Consider the following 13,950-nt stretch of genomic DNA (forward strand, 5'->3'; position numbering starts at 1 on the left):
CTCCAGGCGGCGCATCACGTAAAGGACGTGGCTGTCGCTGCGTGCGGCCTTCCAGTTGGCCCACCAGAGGCGCGCAACCTCTGCAAACGAGTTCGCGACCGCCAACTGTCTGGCAACCTTTTGAGTCTTGCGCAGGGCCATTGGGTCGGCACCGGTGGCCAGTAGCTTGCGGGCATCTTCCCGGGCGTTCCTGGCCTGAGCCAGAGAAATATCGGGATATTGCCCAAAGGGCATCACCTTTTCTTTCCCCTCAAACCGGTACTTCCAGCGCCACAGCTTAGAGCCGGTCGGGTTGACAAGCAGGTACAGGCCGCGCTCGTCTGTCACCTTGACTGGTTTTTCGGCGGGCTTGAGCTTCTTGATCGCGGTGTCGGTGAGGGGCATCTGAGGGCTCCATCTCGGGCCTGGAAAGGGCGATACCCCCTCACTCAGTGCCCCAGTACCCCAACAATACCCCCCAAAATTTCCGGCTGCAAGCGGTCGCTGACGAACGCGCAGGAACAAAAAAGCCCCGATTCCCTAGGAAAACGAGGCTTTTAGGTGGTCATATTGAACGTCGGCGAACGTCAAAAACCAAAGTTCTGGCGGAGAGGGCGGGATTCGAACCCGCGGTGGGGATAAACCCACACACGCTTTCCAGGCGTGCGACTTAAACCACTCATCCACCTCTCCGCGAAGCCCTGCATTGTAGCAGGCGGTGGGGTCGGCATTCTTCGTGGCGTGCCTCAGTGAGGCGGACTTGAACGTTCTCCGGGCGCCCAGGCGTGCTGTTTCAGCGTGTTCAGGGAGACATGTTGCAAAGCGTTCTCGTGGGTGCTCTGGAGCACCACGGGTGGCGCGGCGCCCGCCTGCAGCGCCTCGATCCAGCGGTGCACACAAAGGCACCAGCGGTCCCCTGGCTTGAGTCCTGCAAAGCGCCATTCGGGTTTGGGCGTCACCAAATCGTTGCCTTTGGACGAGGAAAAGCCAAAAAAAGCCTCCGTCATCCGCGCGCACACCACATGGTCGCCCGCATCTTCAGGGCCTGTGTGGCAACACCCGTCGCGCAAAAAACCGGTCAGGGGGTCGTACGAGCAGGGCACCAGGTCGCCGCCCAATACGTTCTTCGCCGTCTTTTCCATGCGCTTTGCCTTGCCGTGCGTTCGGTCGGTGCGCGCCAAGCTCAGGCGGGCTTGCTGGTGCCGACCATTTTCATGGCGGACGCGATCAGGGCAGACACTTCGGTCATGTTGCCGGGCACGATCAGGGTGGTGGTGGCGTCGGCGGCGACCTTGCTATAGGCGTCGACGGCGCGTTCGGCCACTTTCAGTTGCACGGCTTGTTCGCCACCCGGTTGGCGGATGGCTGCGGCGATGCGTTCGATGGCCGTGGCGGTCGCGTCTGCCACGGCGGTGATGGCTGCTGCCTCGCCCTGGGCTTCGTTGATGGCGGCTTGTTTTTCACCTTCTGAACGGGCAATGAAGGCCTCGCGTTCGCCGGTGGCGATGTTGATCTGCTCTTGGCGACGGCCTTCCGAAGCGGCGATCAGGGCGCGCTTTTCGCGCTCGGCGGTGATCTGCGCCTGCATGGCGTGCAGGATTTCTTTCGGGGGCGTCAGGTCTTTGATTTCGTAGCGCAGTACTTTCACACCCCAGTTCAGCGCGGCTTCGTCGATGGCTTGCACCACCTGCGCGTTGATGATGTCGCGCTCTTCAAAAGTCTTGTCGAGTTCCAGCTTGCCGATCACCGAACGCAAGGAGGTTTGCGCTAGCTGGGTCACGGCCATGATGTAGTTGGACGAACCGTAGCTGGCGCGCATGGGGTCGGTCACCTGGAAATACAGGATGCCGTCGACTTGCAACTGGGTGTTGTCGCGCGTGATGCAGACCTGGCTGGGCACGTCCAGCGGAATTTCCTTCAGGCTGTGCTTGTAGGCCACTTTGTCGATGAAGGGCACCAGAAAGTTCAGGCCCGGTGCAAGCGCGGCGTTGTACTTGCCCAGGCGCTCCACCACCCAGGCGTTCTGCTGCGGCACCACCTTGACGGAGCGGGTGATGAAGATGGCGGCGATGACAAAAAGAAGAATGGCGATTTCCATGGCGGTGTGTGTACGTTGAGGTTGGAGGGAGTTCCAGAGGCGTTCCACACGCTTTTCCAAGTGCGGACGGGTCCTGGGGTTGAGTTTGTTGGTGGCTTGGGCCTGCCTGCCGTTGCAGCCTAGAGCGCTGCGATCAGACTTTGTCGACCAGCAGGCGGTTGCCCACGAGCTCGGCCACCCGGTAGGCACCCGGCGTGGGTGCATTGCCTGGACGCTGGATGACGGTCCATTGTGCACCCCGGTACTTCACGGTGGCGGTGCCATCGGCCAACCACTCTTCGACCTGGATGATTTCGCCCACGTCGAGGTTGACACTGCGCAGCGATCGCACAGACGGATCCGATGGCAGGCGCCTCTTGATCAGATACCAGGCCACCACCGCAGCAGAGCCGACCACGGCGGCCGTCACCAGCTGTGCCGGCATGCCCAGACCCAGGTGGGCGGCCAGTGCCGCCACCGCCATGCCCAGCGCGAGCATGAGCAAATAAAAGGTGCCGGTGAAAAGTTCCAACGCCACGGTGGCGCCAGCCAGCAACCACCAAATGGTCGATTCCGCCATGCATGCTCCTGTGTACAAAAGATGTCGAGGCCAAGAATGTCTGGACCGCACCACATTCTGCGGCAAAAGGCCTGGCCGATCGCTGTGATGCAGAATGAATTCCGTACACTTCGCGCCTGTTTTGCTTCCTTTTCACCTGATGGCCCGCACGCGGGTTGGAGATCGCCATGAAATTCCGTTTCCCGATTGTCATCATCGACGAAGACTTTCGCTCGGAAAACACCTCGGGCCTTGGGATACGGGCGTTGGCACAAGCGATTGAAACCGAGGGCTTCGAGGTGGTGGGCGTCACCAGCTACGGCGATCTTTCCCAGTTCGCGCAGCAGCAGTCCCGCGCCAGTGCTTTCATTTTGTCCATCGACGACGAAGAGTTCAGCCATGGGCCCGACGTTGACCCTGTGGTGCTGAACCTGCGCAACTTCATCAACGAGGTGCGGCGCAAAAACTCCGATGTACCGATCTACATCTACGGTGAAACCAAGACCAGCCGCCACTTGCCGAACGACATTCTGCGCGAGCTGCATGGCTTCATCCACATGTTCGAGGACACGCCCGAGTTCGTGGCGCGCCACATCATCCGCGAAGCCAAGAGCTATCTGGAAGGCATACAGCCGCCGTTTTTCAAAGCCTTGCTGGACTACGCGGAAGACGGCTCCTACTCCTGGCACTGTCCCGGCCACTCTGGCGGTGTGGCGTTTCTGAAAAGCCCGGTGGGACAGATGTTCCACCAATTTTTTGGTGAAAACATGCTGCGTGCCGATGTCTGCAATGCGGTGGAAGAGTTGGGCCAATTGCTGGACCACAACGGCGCGATCGGTGCCAGCGAGCGCAACGCCGCCCGCATCTTCAATGCCGACCACTGCTTCTTTGTCACCAACGGCACCAGCACCAGCAACAAGATGGTGTGGCACCACACCGTGGCGCCGGGTGACGTGGTTGTGGTGGACCGCAATTGCCACAAATCGGTGCTGCACAGCATCATCATGACCGGCGCCATCCCGGTGTTCCTCAAGCCCACGCGCAACCACTACGGCATCATCGGGCCTATTCCGCAAAGCGAGTTCGAGGTCGACGCCATCAAGGCCAAGATCCGCGCCAACCCGCTGCTGGCGGGCCGCGACGCGGACACGGTGCAGCCAAGGGTGTTGACGCTCACGCAATCGACCTACGACGGCGTGCTCTACAACACCGAGACCATCAAGACCATGCTGGATGGCTATGTGGACAACCTGCACTTTGACGAAGCCTGGTTGCCGCACGCCGCCTTCCACCCGTTCTATGGCAATTTCCACGCCATGGGCAAGCGGCGGGTGCGGCCCAAGCAAGCGGTGGTGTATGCCACGCAGTCCATCCACAAGCTGCTGGCGGGCTTGAGCCAGGCCAGCCACGTGCTGGTGCAGGACTCGCAAAACGTCAAACTGGACCGCCACCTCTTCAACGAGGCCTACCTGATGCACACCAGCACCAGTCCGCAGTACGCCATCATCGCGAGCTGTGATGTGGCCGCCGCCATGATGGAGCCGCCCGGTGGCACCGCGCTGGTGGAAGAAAGCATCATGGAGGCGCTGAATTTCCGGCGTTCCATGCGCAAGGTGGAAGCCGAATTCGGCAAGGACGACTGGTGGTTCCAGGTCTGGGGACCGGACGATCTGGCCGAAGAGGACATGGGCGAACCCAGCGACTGGGTGTTGAACCGCAAACCCAGCGCGGACGGTGCGGAGGAGGCGACCCACAAGGATTGGCACGGCTTTGGCGACATGGCGCCGGGCTTCAACATGCTGGACCCGATCAAGGCCACCATCGTCACGCCCGGACTGAATCTGGACGGGCGCTTCGAAGCCACCGGCATCCCCGCCTCCATCGTCACCAAGTTCCTGGCCGAGCACGGGGTGGTGGTCGAAAAGACCGGGCTCTACAGCTTTTTCATTCTGTTCACCATCGGCATCACCAAAGGTCGGTGGAACACACTGCTGACGGCGCTGCAGCAGTTCAAAGACGATTACGCCAAGAACCAGCCGATGTGGCGCATCCTGCCGGAGTTCTGCCAGAAGTACCCGCGCTACGAGCAGATGGGCCTGAGCGACCTGTGCCAGCACGTGCACCAGCTCTACGCCCGGTACGACATCGCGCGCCTCACCACCGAGATGTACCTGAGCGACCTCACGCCCGCCATGAAGCCCAGCGACGCGTTTGCCCATATTGCGCACCGCACCACCGAGCGCGTGCCGATCGACGAACTCGAAGGCCGCATCACCACCAGCCTGGTGACCCCATACCCGCCAGGCATTCCGCTGCTGATTCCCGGCGAGGTCTTCAACAAGAAAATCGTCGACTACCTGAAGTTCGCGCGCGAGTTCAACGTGCAATGTCCAGGCTTCGAAACCGACATCCACGGGCTGGTGGAAGAGGTGGGCGACGACGGTCGCAAGCGCTACTTTGCCGACTGCGTGAAGGCCTAAACGCCGCGTCTGTGTGGGGCGGTGAGCCCGCCCTGCGTGCCCGCTGGTCTTCGGTCACGGAGCGGCTCTGTATTGCGCCAGCAAAATGCGGTTGAGGGCCACGTTCACGTAGTAGTTGCTGCGCCCAATCCGCTGCTTGCTCAAAAAACCACCATCGACCAAAGCGTCCAGGTACTTGGTGGCCGTCAGGCGAGAGACCTGGAGGTCTCTCTGAATGAAGTCGATCTTGGTGTACGGGTGCATGAACAAGTTGTTGATCAGATCCTGGCTGTAGAACTTGTAGACATCTCGAATGCGGTGTTTGTAGTCAAACAGCGCCGCCTTGATCGCCTGCACCGTCATCACCGTCTGCTTCGCGGTGGACTCCACCGCCTGCAGCATATAGAGCACCCACTCCTCCCAGGTGTCTTGCTCGCGCACACTTTGAAGAAGGCGGTAGTAGTCGGCCTTGGTCTGCACGATGTGGCTGCTCAGATACAGCACCGGGATCTCCAGCAAGCCCTCTTTCACCAGATACAGCACGTTCATGATCCGCCCGGTGCGGCCGTTGCCGTCGTAGAAGGGGTGAATACTCTCAAACTGGTGGTGGATCAGCGCCATCTTGATCAGCGGGTCGACGGGGAACAGCGCGTCTTCGTTGATGAAGCGTTCCAGGTCGCTCATCCGCGCCACGATCTCGGCGGGGTCCTGAGGGGGTGTGTAAACGGTTTGCCCGCCACGGTTTTTGAGCGCGGTTCCTGGCAACTTGCGAAAGCCGGCGTTGTTGCGCTCCAGCTCACCCTGAATGCCCACGATCTGGTTGGCTGTCAGCAGACCCGTGGTGCGAACCTGCTCAAAACCGAAACGCAGCGCCTGGCGGTAGCGCAGCACCTCCTTGGCCGCCGGGTTGGCAAAGGCTTCGGGGTGCACGTCGTCTTTGAACAACTCGTCGTGCGTGGTGACGATGTTTTCGATCTCCGAGCTGTCCTTGGCTTCCTGCAACCCCAGCGTGTTGATCAGAATGCCCTGGTTGGGTATCGATGCCGCCAGGCCCTTGAGTTCGGCCAGTTGCCGGCTGCTGCTGGCCAGCTTTTTCAAGATGGCGGGAGTGTCAAACCGGGTAGGGTCCAATCCTTCCAGCGGAATCGGGCTTGGCATGTACGGGGGCCCCCAATATGCGGATTTGTGTATAGAAAAATCGATTTTCTGCACATGTTACCGCTGACGTGTCTAAAAAATCGGGATTTTTAAACCCATTCGATCTTTTTCGGCTTCCGCATGAAAGCTGACTTTAAGACCAAGCTCCGGGGCCGACAGCCGAGCGTTGGTTTTCAGTGCACTTTTCAGGCGACGATCACCTGCGCCAGCTCGGCGCGCGGGCGTGTCTGAGAGGTACTTGGGGAAGCTGAGATCCAGCACCAGGAGTTTGTATTCGACAGCAGCCACAGTGGCGCGCTTGTGGTCGCGGGGCCCCGGTCTGTGCGAAATGAGACGACGGTAGGCGTGTCGTGGTTCCTGGAGCGGGTGAAGGGAATCGAACCCTCGTCAGTTGCTTGGGAAGCAACAGCTCTACCATTGAGCTACACCCGCAGCGCCCCGCATTATAGGGGGCATGTGCAGGGCGGTCAGCGCGCCAACCGCCCTTGGCGCGGGGCTCAGGGGCGGATGTAGGTCCAGCCTTCGCTTTGGCGCTGCATCAGCGCCACCACGCCAGAGGGTACGTAGCCCACGGCGGTGTTCATGTCGGCTTCGGTGAGCTTTTGTCCCCGCATGGTGTTCTGACAGGCGGCCATTTTCACGCCGGCCTTGCTGGCTTCGGCCACGCGGTTGGCGGCGCTCGAATCGGCTTTGAACATGCCAATGCCAGGACCATAGGCCACGATTTCTACGTCGACCTTGTCGGCGCCGTAGGCCTGTTGCACGTTCTTGGCGTTGTTCAAGGCCAGGTTCCATTTGCCCGCGTCGTCGTCGCTGACCTGAAAGACCACCCGGGGCTTGGCGGTGGACTGGGCGGATGCGCCCATGGCCAAGGGCATGAGCAGCAGCAAGGAAGCGGCTTGCAGGAAAGACTTTCGGTTCATGGTGTGTCTCCGTTATGGGGCGTGACGCGCGCCTGGGCGGTGCCTGCGTTCAGGCCAGGATGTCGCCGACGCAGAGGTATTTGATTTCCACGTAATCGTCCATGCCGTGGTGCGAGCCTTCACGTCCCAGGCCGGATTGTTTCACCCCGCCAAACGGCACGTGTTCGGTGGCCAGAATGCCCACGTTGATGCCGACCATGCCGTATTCCAGCGCTTCTGCCACGCGGAAGATGCGCCCCACGTCGCGGCTGTAGAAGTAGCTGGCCAGGCCGAACTCGGTGTCGTTGGCCGCGTCCACCGCTTCTTGCTCGGTCTTGAACTTGAACACCGGCGCGAAGGGGCCAAAGGTTTCTTCGCGGGCACACAGCATGTCGGCGGTGGCGTCTGCCACCACGGTGGGCTCGAAGAACTGGCTGCTGCCCATGCCGGTCATGCGCTTGCCACCGGCCAGAACGCGTGCGCCCTTGGCCACGGCGTCGTCCACATGGCGCTGCACCTTGTCCAGCGCCGCGGGTTCGATCAGCGGGCCCTGGCTCACGCCTTCGTCGAAGCCGTTGCCCACCTTGGTGGTTTTCACCTTGGCAGCGAACTTTTGCACAAACTCGTCGTACACGCCTTCTTGCACATACAGGCGGTTGGAGCAGACGCAGGTTTGGCCGGCGTTGCGGTATTTGCTGGCGTAGGCGCCTTCCACGGCGCTGTCGATGTCGGCGTCGTCGAACACGATGAAGGGCGCGTTGCCGCCGAGTTCGAGCGACATTTTCTTGACCGTGGGCGCGCTTTGCGCCATCAGGATGCGGCCGACCTCGGTGGAGCCGGTGAAGCTGATGTGGCGCACCACGTCGCTGGCGCAAATGACCTTGCCCACGGCGATGCTGTTGTCGGCGTCGGCGGTGATCATGTTGAGCACGCCCGCCGGAATCCCGGCGCGAATCGCCAGCTCGGCCACCGCCAGGGCGGTGAGCGGGGTCAGTTCGGCGGGTTTGATGATGACCGGGCAGCCCGCCGCCAGTGCGGGTGCGACCTTGCGCGTGATCATGGCGAGCGGGAAATTCCAGGGCGTGATCGCGGCGCAAACACCGATGGGCTGTTTGAGCACCAGCAGGCGGCGGTTGTTGTCGAACTGGGGCAGGGTTTCGCCGTTGATGCGCTTGGCCTCTTCGGCAAACCACTCCACAAAACTCGCGCCGTAGGCCACTTCGCCCTTGGCTTCGGCCAGCGGCTTGCCTTGTTCTGCGGTCATGATGCGGCCCAGGTCGTCCTGGTTGGCCATGAGCAGGTCGAACCATTTGCGCAGAATGCCGCTTCGCTGTTTGGCGGTCTGGCTCTTCCACGCCGGCCAGGCCGCGTTGGCTGCGGCAATGGCGGCTTCGGCGTCGGCCGGTCCGAGGTTGGCCACGTCGGCCAGCTTGAGGCCGGTGGCCGGGTCGTTCACATCAAAACGGCTGCTGCCTTTCACCCATTCGCCGTTGATGAGCGCATCGGTCTTGAGCAGGCTCGGGTCTTTGAGCTGGGCCAGGGGGGAGGTTTTCATGTCCATGCGGGTCTCCAATCGGGGGTTGTTGGTCGGCTTGAGCGGTTGCGAGGCAATTGATTAACTTATTAAGTAATTGTGCCACCAGCCAATGCGGTCAGCATAGCCCTTTGACGCCCAGGGCGCAGGGGCCAGCGGACGCCCAGGCGTCAGGTCGAGGGCCTTTGGTCGGGTGGCGCGCAGGCCACGGTGGGTGCAAAAATCGGCGGTTTCCCGCGCGCTTGCGCCGTGCCCGCCTCTAGTATTGGAAAATACACGGTTTGGTGCGCGTTTGGCGCCCCGTTCCCCTTTTTCGACAGACCCCCCACAAGGCCAACATGACCAGCCCCGCAACCGTTGCCGATATCCGCAAGACTTTTCTGGACTTTTTCGCATCCAAGGGCCACACCGTGGTGCCCTCCAGCGGCCTGGTGCCCGGCAACGACCCCACACTCATGTTCACCAACTCGGGCATGGTGCAGTTCAAAGACGTGTTCCTGGGCACCGACAAACGCCCCTACACCCGGGCCACTTCGGTGCAAGCCTGTCTGCGCGCCGGGGGCAAGCACAACGATCTGGAGAACGTGGGCTACACCGCGCGCCACCACACCTTCTTCGAGATGCTGGGCAACTGGAGCTTTGGCGACTACTTTAAGCGCGAGTCGCTGAAGTGGGCCTGGGAACTGCTGACCGAGGTCTACAAGCTGCCGGCAGACCGTCTGCTGGCCACGGTGTACGCCGAAGACGACGAGGCCTACGACATCTGGACCCAGGAGATCGGCCTGCCACCCGAGCGCGTGATCCGCATTGGCGACAACAAGGGCGGGCGCTACAAGAGCGACAACTTCTGGATGATGGCCGACACCGGCCCTTGTGGCCCGTGCTCCGAAATCTTCTACGACCACGGCCCGCACATCCCCGGTGGCCCACCCGGCAGCCCGGACGAAGACGGCGACCGCTTCATCGAAATCTGGAACAACGTGTTCATGCAGTTCGACATGGCCGAAGACGGCTCGGTCAAGCCGCTGCCCGCGCCCTGCGTGGACACCGGCATGGGCCTGGAGCGCCTCGCTGCGATCTTGCAGCACGTGCACAGCAACTACGAAATCGATATTTTTGACGCGTTGATCAAGGCGGCTGCCCGCGAAACGGGTATCGACGACCTGGCGAATCCTTCGCTCAAAGTGATCGCCGACCACATCCGTGCCACCGCTTTTCTGGTGAGCGACGGCGTGATCCCGGGCAACGAAGGCCGTGGCTACGTGCAACGCCGCATCATCCGCCGCGCAATCCGCCACGGTTACAAGCTGGGCAAAAAGACACCGTTTTTCCACAAACTGGTGGCCGATCTGGTGCGGCTCATGGGCGAGGCATATCCCAGCCTGGCGAACCAGGAGCAGCGCATCACCGAGGTGCTCAAGACGGAAGAGGTGCGGTTCTTTGAGACGCTGGCGACAGGAATGCAACTGTTGAATGACAAGTTCACCTTTGTCGAGGCATATAGGAAGAAGGACGTGAAGCCCGTTTTAGATGGTGACTTTGCTTTCATGCTGCACGACACCTACGGATTCCCGCTGGATTTGACGAATGATGTGTGCCGCGAGAACGATATTGTTGTGGACGAAGCGGGTTTCCACGCCGCCATGGCCAAGCAAAAAGCCGCGGGCCGTGCCGCTGGCAAGTTCAAGATGGACAAGGCGTTGGAGTACACGGGCGCAGGCAACACCTTCGTGGGCTACGAAGAGCTGGAAGCGCCGGCCAAGGTGGTCGCCTTGTACTTTGAAGGCACGCCCGTGGCCGAACTCAAGGTCGGGCAGACCGGCGTGGTGGTGCTGGACACGACGCCTTTCTACGCGGAGAGTGGTGGCCAGGTGGGTGACGAGGGTGTCATCACCAGCGGCTCGGCCAGGTTCGCGGTGGGCGATACGCAAAAGATCAAGGCCGAGGTGTTCGGCCACCAAGGCACGCTGGAGCAGGGCACGCTGGCCGTGGGCGACAGCGTGAGCGCGCAGGTGGACACCGCGCGCCGCGCCGCCACGGTGCGCAACCACTCGGTCACCCACTTGATGCACAAGGCCTTGCGCGAAGTGCTGGGCACGCACGTGCAGCAAAAAGGCAGCTTGGTCGACGCCGACAAGACGCGCTTCGACTTCACGCACAACGCGCCGGTGTCCGACGAACAGATCCGCGAGATCGAGCAACGTGTGAACGCCGAGATCTTGAGCAATGCCGCCACCCAGGCACGGGTGATGGACATCGAAGCGGCGCAGAAGACCGGCGCCATGATGTTGTTCGGCGAGAAATACGGCGAGACGGTGCGCGTGCTCGACATCGGCAGCAGCCGCGAACTCTGCGGCGGCACCCACGTGCAGCGCACGGGTGACATCGGCTTCTTCACCATCACGGCAGAAGGCGGTGTGGCCGCTGGCGTACGCCGCGTCGAAGCCATCACCGGCTTGAACGCGCTGGCTTATGTGCAAGGCATGGAAACCACGCTGGGTGGCGTGGCCGGCACGCTCAAGGTGACGCCGGGCGAAGTGCCGGCGCGTGTGGGCGCTTTGCTGGAGCAAATGCGCGATCTGGAAAAGGAAATGACCGGCCTCAAGAGCCGCCTGGCTTCGGCGCAGGGCGATGAGTTGGTGGGGCAGGCGGTGGACGTCAAAGGCCTGAAGGTGTTGGCCGTGGTGATGCCCGGCGCCGACGCCAAGAGCCTGCGCGAGACCATGGACAAGCTCAAGGACAAGCTCAAGACCGCCGCCATTGTGCTGGCGGCGGTGGACGGCTCCAAGGTGCAGATCGCGGCCGGTGTGACCGCCGACAGCATCGGCAAAATCAAAGCCGGTGAGCTGGTGAACTTTGTGGCGCAGCAAGTGGGCGGCAAAGGCGGCGGCAAGCCCGACATGGCCATGGCCGGGGGCACCGATGCCAGCGGCTTGCCCAAGGCCTTGGCTTCGGTGCAGGCCTGGGTGGCCGAGCGGATGTGAAACGTCGCGAGGCCCTGACTGTGACGCGCGCGAATTGGCAAGGTCTGGATGGCAGCACCGCCCCGAACAGGGGGCGCAGCGCAAGGTGGCTGGCCGCCACTTTGTGCGCACTGTGTTTGTCGGGCTGCGCCGTCGTCGCGGTCACTGGCGCGGTGGTGTCGGCCACGGTCGGCGTGGCGGGTCTGGCGGTGGATGCCGCCGTGGGCACGGCGCGCATCGGTGGCAAGGTGATTGGCGCCACGGCCGACGCGGCGCTGGGTTCCGACGAAGCCGCCGAGTGAGTGGCAGGCCCTTCGACAAGCTCAGGGCGAACGGTTCCTATTGCATGGGGTCGAATCAACAAGGCGCTGAGCGCGCGGCGGGCCAGTCCAGACCACGCGCGCTTTCAAAGCGCCTCGCTTCGCCCGTGACCGGATCGGTAAAGGCCAGCGATTTGGCCAGCAGGCGCAAGGGGGTCGAAAAATCTTCCGCCTCGTTCGGGCCGTGCAAGGTGTGCGGGTACAGCTGATCGCCCACGATGGGCAGGCCCAGGGCGTTCATGTGCACCCGTAACTGGTGGCGCTTGCCGGTGAGCGGCTCCAGGCCGTAACGCGCCCATTCGCCATGGCGCTCCAGCAGTTCGATGCGGGTTTCGCTGTTCGGCTGGGGGTGTTCTGCCGCAGGCACTTCGCACATGCGGAAAAAATCGGTGGCGTGATCGCGCAGCTGGCTGCGGTGCACCTGTGGGGAGCGCAGGCTTTCGCTGAAGGCGGCGATGGCTTCGTAGTGCTTGCGCATGGTGCGCCCGCTGAACAAGGCGTGGTAGGCGCCGCGTTCCGTGGGGTTCACCGCGAACAACACCAGGCCGGCGGTTTCGCGGTCGATGCGGTGCAAGGGCGCGAGCGCGGGCAGGCCCAGGCGCTGTTGCAGGCGCACCAGCAGGGTTTCTTGCACGTAGCGCCCACCCGGGGTGACCGGCAGAAAATGCGGTTTGTCGGCCACCACCAAATGGGCGTCCTGGAACAGCACGGTCTCCTCAAAAGGGATCGGTGTCTCGTCGCTGACGCTGCGGTAGTAATAGACGCGGGCGCCTCCCTGGTAGGGGGTTGTCGGCGGCAAGGCCGCGCCACGTTCGTCCACCACCAGACCCGACTGCAGGCGCAGCTGCCAGGTGGCGCGGCCCACGGTGGGCATGCGGTGGTCCAGAAAGTCCAGCAGCGTGGGCCAGGGGGGCTGTTTCAGCGGCGGCAAGGCCACGCAGCTGGCGGCCACGCCGTGGTGGCTGGGAATGAGGGGGTTGCCGGGGCTGCGGGCCATGTGGGGTGGGTGCCCGCTGGGCGGCTCAGATCCGCCGGAACACCAGATCCCAGACGCCGTGGCCCAGTTTCAGGCCCCGGTTTTCGAACTTGGTGAGCGGGCGGTAGGCCGGTTGTGGGACAAAGCCTTCGCTGTCGGGTGCTGCGGTGTTTTGCAGCAGCGGTTCGGCGTTCAGCACGTCCAGCATCTGTTTCGAATACGGCTCCCAGTCGGTCGCCAGGTGCAGGTAGCCGCCGGGCTTGAGGTGGCGCGCCAGACGGTTCACGAAGTCGGGCTGGATCAGGCGCCGCTTGTGGTGGCGGCTTTTGTGCCAGGGGTCGGGGAAGAAAATGTGCACGCCGTCCAGGCTGGCCTCGCCGAGCATGTGGTCCAGCACCTCCACCGCGTCGTGGCGCAGGATGCGGATGTTCTCCAGCCCCTGGTCGCCCGCAAGCTTGAGCAGGGCGCCTACACCGGGTTCGTGCACCTCGCAGCACAGAAAATTGTCCTGCGGCCGCACAGCGGCGATGTGGGCAGTGGCCCCGCCCATGCCAAAGCCGATTTCCAGGATCAGCGGCGCTGGCCGGCCAAATGCGGCTGCGGCGTCGAACGCGCCCGGTGCGTAGTTCAACAGAAAGCGCGGGCCAAAGGCTTCGTAGGCCTTGGCCTGCGCCGTGGTGGTGCGCCCGGCGCGCAGCACATAACTTTTGATGACACGCATGAAGGGCGTGGCTGGGGTGTCAAGGACCTCGGCGCTGGTCTGCGTGGCCGGGCTGTCGGTGGGCGGAGTGTGGTGGCTGGTCATGGGCTTGCGTTTAAGCCTCAGATTGTAGGGCGGGGCCTGCGGTGGCTTCACGAGGCGGGCCGCCGCCGGCATCAAGCTCGCTGGCACCGTGTGGTTGATCCCGAGGTGGTATGGTGAAGTTTCAGTTGAATCCCCAACCAAGGTGCTTATGCCCAGTCGCTCCACACGCTCTTCGGCGTCGCTCGCCGAGTTGGCCGCAGAACTGGCCGTCGCCGTTC

The 13,950-nt window shown here is 62.7% G+C and carries 13 protein-coding genes and 2 tRNA genes; 3 read left to right on the forward strand and 12 right to left on the reverse strand.

Going from position 1 to position 13,950, the window contains the following annotated elements; translation table 11 throughout:
• The 5 genes from ABYB95_RS06505 to ABYB95_RS06525 form a co-directional block, all read right to left on the reverse strand.
• Positions 1–384: Arm DNA-binding domain-containing protein (locus ABYB95_RS06505; RefSeq protein ID WP_372657664.1), on the reverse strand; the 384-nt coding region annotated here is incomplete at its 3' end.
• Positions 385–582: 198 nt separating this feature from the next.
• Positions 583–672, reverse strand: a tRNA-Ser gene (locus tag ABYB95_RS06510).
• 53 nt (positions 673–725) lie between these two features.
• A complete protein-coding gene (locus ABYB95_RS06515) occupies positions 726–1,121 on the reverse strand; it encodes a DUF2237 family protein (RefSeq protein WP_372657666.1) in 396 nt (131 codons plus the stop codon).
• Positions 1,122–1,162: 41 nt separating this feature from the next.
• The gene (locus ABYB95_RS06520) at positions 1,163–2,077 is read right to left on the reverse strand and encodes an SPFH domain-containing protein (RefSeq protein ID WP_372657667.1); all 915 of its coding nucleotides are present in this window, start codon (positions 2,075–2,077) and stop codon (positions 1,163–1,165) included.
• Positions 2,078–2,210: 133 nt separating this feature from the next.
• Positions 2,211–2,636 carry an NfeD family protein gene (locus ABYB95_RS06525; RefSeq protein WP_372657668.1) on the reverse strand — a complete coding sequence of 142 codons (426 nt, stop codon included), beginning with the start codon at positions 2,634–2,636 and terminating at the stop codon, positions 2,211–2,213.
• A 167-nt stretch (positions 2,637–2,803) separates the two neighbouring features.
• Between ABYB95_RS06525 and ABYB95_RS06530 the strand changes: the two genes are divergently transcribed.
• Entirely contained in the window at positions 2,804–5,095 is a 2,292-nt protein-coding gene (locus ABYB95_RS06530; RefSeq protein ID WP_372657670.1) for an Orn/Lys/Arg decarboxylase N-terminal domain-containing protein, read from the forward strand.
• 54 nt (positions 5,096–5,149) lie between these two features.
• On the opposite strand, the gene ABYB95_RS06535 is transcribed toward ABYB95_RS06530, so the two are convergent.
• From ABYB95_RS06535 to ABYB95_RS06555, 5 genes are all read right to left on the reverse strand, one after another.
• Positions 5,150–6,172: a Fic family protein gene (locus tag ABYB95_RS06535; RefSeq protein ID WP_372657671.1), complete on the reverse strand. Its 1,023-nt coding sequence runs from the start codon at positions 6,170–6,172 to the stop codon at positions 5,150–5,152.
• Between the two features lie 132 nt (positions 6,173–6,304).
• Complete coding sequence (locus ABYB95_RS06540; RefSeq protein ID WP_372657672.1) at positions 6,305–6,520, reverse strand: hypothetical protein; 216 nt, start codon at positions 6,518–6,520, stop codon at positions 6,305–6,307.
• A gap of 70 nt (positions 6,521–6,590) precedes the next feature.
• Positions 6,591–6,664: transfer RNA gene (locus ABYB95_RS06545), tRNA-Gly, on the reverse strand.
• Positions 6,665–6,729: 65 nt separating this feature from the next.
• The gene (locus ABYB95_RS06550; RefSeq protein ID WP_372657673.1) at positions 6,730–7,155 is read right to left on the reverse strand and encodes a DsrE family protein; all 426 of its coding nucleotides are present in this window, start codon (positions 7,153–7,155) and stop codon (positions 6,730–6,732) included.
• A 49-nt stretch (positions 7,156–7,204) separates the two neighbouring features.
• Entirely contained in the window at positions 7,205–8,695 is a 1,491-nt protein-coding gene (locus ABYB95_RS06555; protein WP_372657674.1) for an NAD-dependent succinate-semialdehyde dehydrogenase, read from the reverse strand.
• A 311-nt stretch (positions 8,696–9,006) separates the two neighbouring features.
• On the opposite strand from ABYB95_RS06555, the gene alaS reads away from it, so the two are divergent.
• Together alaS and ABYB95_RS06565 are read left to right on the forward strand one after the other, a co-directional pair.
• Positions 9,007–11,652: an alanine--tRNA ligase gene (gene alaS, locus ABYB95_RS06560; protein WP_372657675.1), complete on the forward strand. Its 2,646-nt coding sequence runs from the start codon at positions 9,007–9,009 to the stop codon at positions 11,650–11,652.
• A gap of 20 nt (positions 11,653–11,672) precedes the next feature.
• A complete protein-coding gene (locus ABYB95_RS06565; RefSeq protein ID WP_372657676.1) occupies positions 11,673–11,933 on the forward strand; it encodes a hypothetical protein in 261 nt (86 codons plus the stop codon).
• Between the two features lie 55 nt (positions 11,934–11,988).
• On the opposite strand, the gene ABYB95_RS06570 is transcribed toward ABYB95_RS06565, so the two are convergent.
• Positions 11,989–12,948 (reverse strand): pseudouridine synthase, encoded by a 960-nt coding sequence (locus ABYB95_RS06570; protein ID WP_372657677.1) that lies wholly within the window; start codon positions 12,946–12,948, stop codon positions 11,989–11,991.
• A 25-nt stretch (positions 12,949–12,973) separates the two neighbouring features.
• Entirely contained in the window at positions 12,974–13,732 is a 759-nt protein-coding gene (gene trmB, locus ABYB95_RS06575; protein ID WP_372657678.1) for a tRNA (guanosine(46)-N7)-methyltransferase TrmB, read from the reverse strand.
• Positions 13,733–13,950 lie beyond the last annotated feature (218 nt).

This window comes from Hydrogenophaga sp. (assembly GCF_041633695.1).
Classification (GTDB): domain Bacteria; phylum Pseudomonadota; class Gammaproteobacteria; order Burkholderiales; family Burkholderiaceae_C; genus Hydrogenophaga.